Origin of the sequence: Coleofasciculus sp. FACHB-712 (assembly GCF_014695635.1) — a bacterium.
Lineage (GTDB): Bacteria > Cyanobacteriota > Cyanobacteriia > Cyanobacteriales > FACHB-T130 > FACHB-T130.
In genome coordinates this window covers 1-5,076 of the sequence record NZ_JACJOQ010000225.1, presented here as the reverse complement: position 1 = coordinate 5,076, position 5,076 = coordinate 1, and the positions used below count along the sequence as shown (strand labels likewise).

5 protein-coding genes are annotated in these 5,076 nt (G+C 49.2%); 3 read left to right on the top strand and 2 right to left on the bottom strand.

Features of this window, described 5'->3' with window-relative positions; translation table 11 throughout:
- Window positions 1–188 precede the first annotated feature (188 nt).
- Window positions 189–419 (bottom strand): hypothetical protein, encoded by a 231-nt coding sequence (locus H6F50_RS06455; protein ID WP_190427668.1) that lies wholly within the window; start codon window positions 417–419, stop codon window positions 189–191.
- 192 nt (window positions 420–611) lie between these two features.
- Window positions 612–3,284 (bottom strand): type I DNA topoisomerase, encoded by a 2,673-nt coding sequence (gene topA / locus H6F50_RS06450; RefSeq protein ID WP_190427665.1) that lies wholly within the window; start codon window positions 3,282–3,284, stop codon window positions 612–614.
- Window positions 3,285–3,655: 371 nt separating this feature from the next.
- Here topA and H6F50_RS06445 point away from each other — a divergent pair, with 371 nt between their 5' ends.
- From H6F50_RS06445 to H6F50_RS06435, 3 genes are all read left to right on the top strand, one after another.
- Entirely contained in the window at window positions 3,656–3,949 is a 294-nt protein-coding gene (locus H6F50_RS06445; RefSeq protein ID WP_190427664.1) for a hypothetical protein, read from the top strand.
- Entirely contained in the window at window positions 3,936–4,100 is a 165-nt protein-coding gene (locus tag H6F50_RS06440) for a hypothetical protein (protein ID WP_190427661.1), read from the top strand. Before H6F50_RS06445 ends, H6F50_RS06440 begins: the two co-directional genes overlap by 14 nt.
- Window positions 4,081–5,076, top strand: a 996-nt coding sequence (locus tag H6F50_RS06435; protein WP_190427658.1) for a diguanylate cyclase, incomplete at its 3' end; no start/stop codon positions are given. The genes H6F50_RS06440 and H6F50_RS06435, both read left to right, overlap by 20 nt.

Below are 5,076 nucleotides of genomic sequence, written 5' to 3'. Positions count from 1 at the left end.
TTGGCTGAGCGCTATCGGAATCGACGGCGGCACTTTACGCGCCGAGTGCATCTACTCGCAGGCATCATCAACTTTGAGCTAGCTCTGGTTAGCTGATTCGTGCAAGAGGTCTAATGCTTCTGCATCTTGCAAAAACGGCTCTCGCTCCAGTAAATAATCTAAAACAACATTAGTATCGATCAGGACTCTCACTGGAGATACTTCTCCACCCGACGTTCTTCCAAGATTGCCTGAATTTGAGCATCAGTTAGTGGTGACTGCTCGGTCTTCAGCAATCCTCGCATCTGGTTAATCAGGGTTTTTCGGTTTGGTTGTGGGTTGAGAGTGTCTTGCAGAGATTGAATAATAGCATTGACCAGTGCAAGGCGATCGCTCACAGATAAATTAAAAGCTTGCTCTTTGAGTTCTTGTAACGACATGGGAACGACTCCAGCTTTCCACAGATGCCAGTAATTATAGTGTGGGCAATTTCCTACGGGATAGCTCACGCTTCACGCCCCCCTCCTCTGCAACGATAAGAGAGATCGCTCTTTGTCTAACACTCTTTGAAGGGAAGCGATCGCTCTTTTCTCGAAATTGAAGTGCGATCGCTTCCCGCCACCGGCAAGAAACTAAGATTTTTTCTTAGTGCTAGTGGTTGCTGTCGTCTTTTTAGCGGTTGTCTTCCCAGTTGTGGTCTTTTTGGTAGATGTTCCACTCTTAGTAGTTGATTTGCGACTAGATTTTGTTGTGGAACCTGCCTTCGCTGCCAATGCTTCCAGCGCTTTTTCCATCGTCAACCCTTCCACAGATTCCCCTTCTGGCACAGAAGCATTCGTCTTCCCATGCTTGATGTAAGGGCCATAAGGGCCATCGTAGATATTCACGGGTTCCCCATCAGTCGGGTGAGTCCCCAGTTCTCGTAACGGTGCCTTAGACTTGCTGCGAGTCCCGCCGCGTCCCTTTTTCGGTTCAGCTAGCAGCTCGACCGCACGTTCGATGTCAATTGTCAATACATCGTCACTGGCTTTCAGGGAGCGATATTCTTTGCCTTCCTTGCCTTGGTCGTGGACGACGTAAGGGCCAAAGCGTCCCAATCCTGCCTGGACTTTGCCGTTAGTTTCTGGGTGAATGCCCAAAGTCCGCGGCAGAGATAGCAAGCCAACTGCCATATCCAGCGTCACGTCCTCAATCGTGACCCCCTTCGGAAGAGAGGCGCGTTTGGGTTTTTTGTTCTCCTCAGTGGCATCACCCAGTTGGACGTAGGGGCCGTAAGTGCCAATCAGCACGTAAATCGGTTCGCCGGTTTCCGGATGCAAGCCGACTTTATCGGGGCCTTCTGTTTTCTGCTGTAGCAGTGTCTCAATTAGCTCAGCGTGGATGTCTGAGGGGGTCAGATCCTTAGGCAACGAGGCTTTTACTGGCCCAGAGTCCTTTTCAGCTTCAATGTAGGGGCCATATTGACCAATCCGGACTTTCGCCCCACCGAGATCGTCCAATTCGATAGTACGGGCAGATGTAGCATCAATCCCCTTTTCCCTTTCCTTGACTTGGGTTGCCAGACCCATTTCTCCGAGATAGAACTTTTTCAGGTATGGCAGCCATTTGGCTTCCCCAGTGGAAATTTCATCTAGGGTTTGCTCCATCTTGGAGGTGAAGCTGGGATCGACCAAATCGGGAAAGTGTTGTTCTAGCAGACTGGTAACGGCAAAGGCGGTGAAGGTAGGAACGAGGGCGTTGCCATTCATTTGGGCATAGCCTTTCTCGATAATCGTGCCGATGATGCTGGCGTAGGTACTGGGACGCCCGATGCCTTCACTTTCCAGGGTCTTAACGAGGGAAGCTTCCGTGTATCTTGCCGGTGGCTGAGTTTCGTGCCCGATGGATTCTAACTTTTTGCAGGTCGGGCGATCGCCTTTTTTGAGAGTTGGTAAAATCACTTCCATGTCTTCTAGTGCTGCATGGGGATCGTCCGATCCTTCCACGTAGGCGCGTAAGAAGCCGTGAAAGTCAATCCGTTTGCCACTAGCCCGAAAACCGGCATCTTCGACTTGCAACTGCACGGTAATTTGAGTTTGGCGAGATTCTGCCATTTGGGTGGCGACAGTGCGCTTCCAAATCAGGTCATATAGAGCGAATTCCCGACCGCTTAAGCCGGTTTCCTGGGGAGTGCGGAAGCTGCTACCGGCGGGGCGAATGGCTTCGTGAGCTTCTTGAGCGCCCTTGCTTTTCGTCGTGTACTGGCGGGGTTCGGGGCTGAGGTATTGCTTGCCGTACATTTGCTCGACACAACTACGAGCGGCAGCGATCGCTTGTTGCGACAAATGCACCGAATCTGTCCGCATATAGGTAATATACCCCTGCTCGTACAAACTCTGGGCAGTTCGCATCGTGTCGCGGGCAGATAAATGTAGTTTCCGATTCGCCTCCTGTTGGAGCGTCGAAGTGGTAAACGGCGGTAAGGGTTTGCGAGTAACCGGACGTTCTTCTAAGTCAGCCACCGTCCAGGGTTTATCTGCCAGTCGCGCCTCTAAACTTCGCGCTTCCGCTTCCGAAAGCAGAATCACATTCCGTCCGGCAATAATTTGTCCCGTGGCTTCATCAAAATCGCTGCCAGTGGCAATTCTCGTCCCTTTGAGAGCCACAAGTCGCGCTTCAAACGGTGTTTTGTCTTTGTTCAAGCTTGCCTTGAGATCCCAGTAACTGCCTTGGCGGAAGGCTCGGCGTTGGCGCTCTCGATTTACCAACAGCCGTACTGCTACCGACTGCACCCGTCCCGCCGATAAGCCATAGGAGATTTTTTTCCACAACAGCGGCGACAGGGTATATCCCACCAGCCGGTCTAATATCCGCCGCGTCTCCTGAGCCCGAACCACCTGCTCATCAATATTACGGCAGTTCTTGAGAGCGTCGCGGATGGCTTCTTTGGTGATTTCATGGAACACCATTCGCTTGATGGGAACCTTTGGCTTCAATAGCTGGAGCAAATGCCAGCTAATGCTTTCGCCTTCTCGGTCTTCGTCAGTTGCCAACACCAATTCATCCGCCTCTTTCAGGGCGTTTTTCAGGGCGGTGACAATTTTCTTTTTGTCGTTGGGGACGACATATAGGGGTTCAAAGTCCGCATCCACATTTACTCCCAGCTGCGCCCATTTTTCCCCTTTGTAGGCTTCGGGAATTTCTTTGCTGGATTGGGGCAGGTCGCGTACATGACCCATCGACGCCTCGACCCGGTAGCTGGAAGGCAAGAATTTACTGATGGTGCGTGCTTTGGTGGGAGATTCGACGATAACGAGGGTTGACATGGGAGCTTGGAGAAATAGCAGATGGGCTGAACAGTTAATTTAAATACTTTATGTCAGATGTCAAGAGCGATTGAGAGGATTTTATGCGGAAAACCGACGACTGAAGTCTCGATTCTGGCGTACCAAGCTTGACGAGAGCCGGTTCCAAGAATGGCGGTCAATCCCATCCAGGGACGATTCGCTCTCCCAAAGATAACTCGCTTTTTTAGAGCCGCTCGCAAGAGAGTTGTTCGCGCCAGACTTAATTTAAAGCTATCTCAATGTTTAACTTATGGAGGATTGCAATGGCGACCTCCCTAAGTATTTGAGTTGTGCCAGAATGGATGCCAACATCAGGCTGAAACAGCTTAGCAGCATTTGGAGGAGAACCGATGCAACCCATTCGACAAGGCGATGTGATTTTGCTCCCCGCACAGCAAAGCGAGGGGCAAAAGCTATCTCACCTGACTTTGGCAGAAGGCGAGGTGACGGGACACAAGCACCGCATCAGCGACGGACAAGCGGAACTATACGAGAAAAATGGCACCCTTTATCTGCGCGTCTTCTCAGAGACGGCAACTTTAACCCACGAGGAGCATAAGGCGATTTCTATTCCCCAAGGCAGCTGGATGGTGCGAATTCAGCGCGAATACGAGCCTCAAGGATGGCGATATGTCGCAGATTAAGATTGATAAACTTACGTCACAAAAAGCGCTGATTCCAGTTTATCGGGAGACGTGGAAAGCGATCGCTTTCCACCGAGCCAATCGACCGAGAAGAAGCCGCAGAAGTGGTAAAAGCAGCCTAAACCGAATAAATGAACCAGCTCCTGATTGATGATTTGCAATTTAACCACATATTTCGCGACCCGCGCACAGGTTTATTTAATCAGCGTTATATGTATGCATTCTTGCAGTGGCAGGGATGTCGAGAAAGAAGTCAGCAATTATTAGGTCTAATTCTGCTAGATATCGATCGGTTTCAAAGGTACAACAATTTGGTTGGTTCCTCAATAGGCAATTTCTTCCTGGAAGAATTGGGGAGGTTCTTACAAAGAAATATTCCTAACTCAGCGATAGCCTGCCGCAAAGGAGGTGATGAATTTGCAGTAATTTTGCCAGAAACCTCCCTAGAAGATTGTAGGCGGCTAGCCGAGCAACTTAGGGAAGGAGCTAAGCTACTATACGCAGGACGGAATTACTACGTTCATCGTTGCACTGTCTCTGCGGGGGTAGTAGTTTGCTTTCCAGAGCCTGAATTAAACTGGCAGGAATTAATTAAAGTAGCCGATCTTGAGACAGATAAGGCTAAATCCAACGGACGCGATCGCGTGGAAGGTCCCATCCAATTCTCTATGAGAACTGAATCGTTTTTAGAAGAGACTTATTCGGAATCAAAGCAAGTAATAATCAAGGACGCTAGTGGATTTTTACAAGACTTACGAGCTACAGAATTAGATTCTTGGGAGGAATATACTTTACTCCAACTTAATTTATTGAAATATCCGGTTAATTTGTTACAGAAAACCTGCCCAATTACAGAAAAGATTGATATTTTAGTTGTAACTTCTCAATTTGAATCAGCGAGGGAAACCGTTAAGTCTATTGCTGCCTTGAATGGCATTGACCGAGACACCCAAAGACAAGCCTATTGGCAGTTACAGCAGTTTGCAGGATGGACTTGGCGCTACTTTGATACACAAAATATAGTCAGCGAACGCCCGATGAAAATTTCTTTCGATAGCCAAAATCGCCTCCATGCCGAAGGAGAACCGGCAATCCAATTTGCTGATGGATATAATTTTTACTCCTAT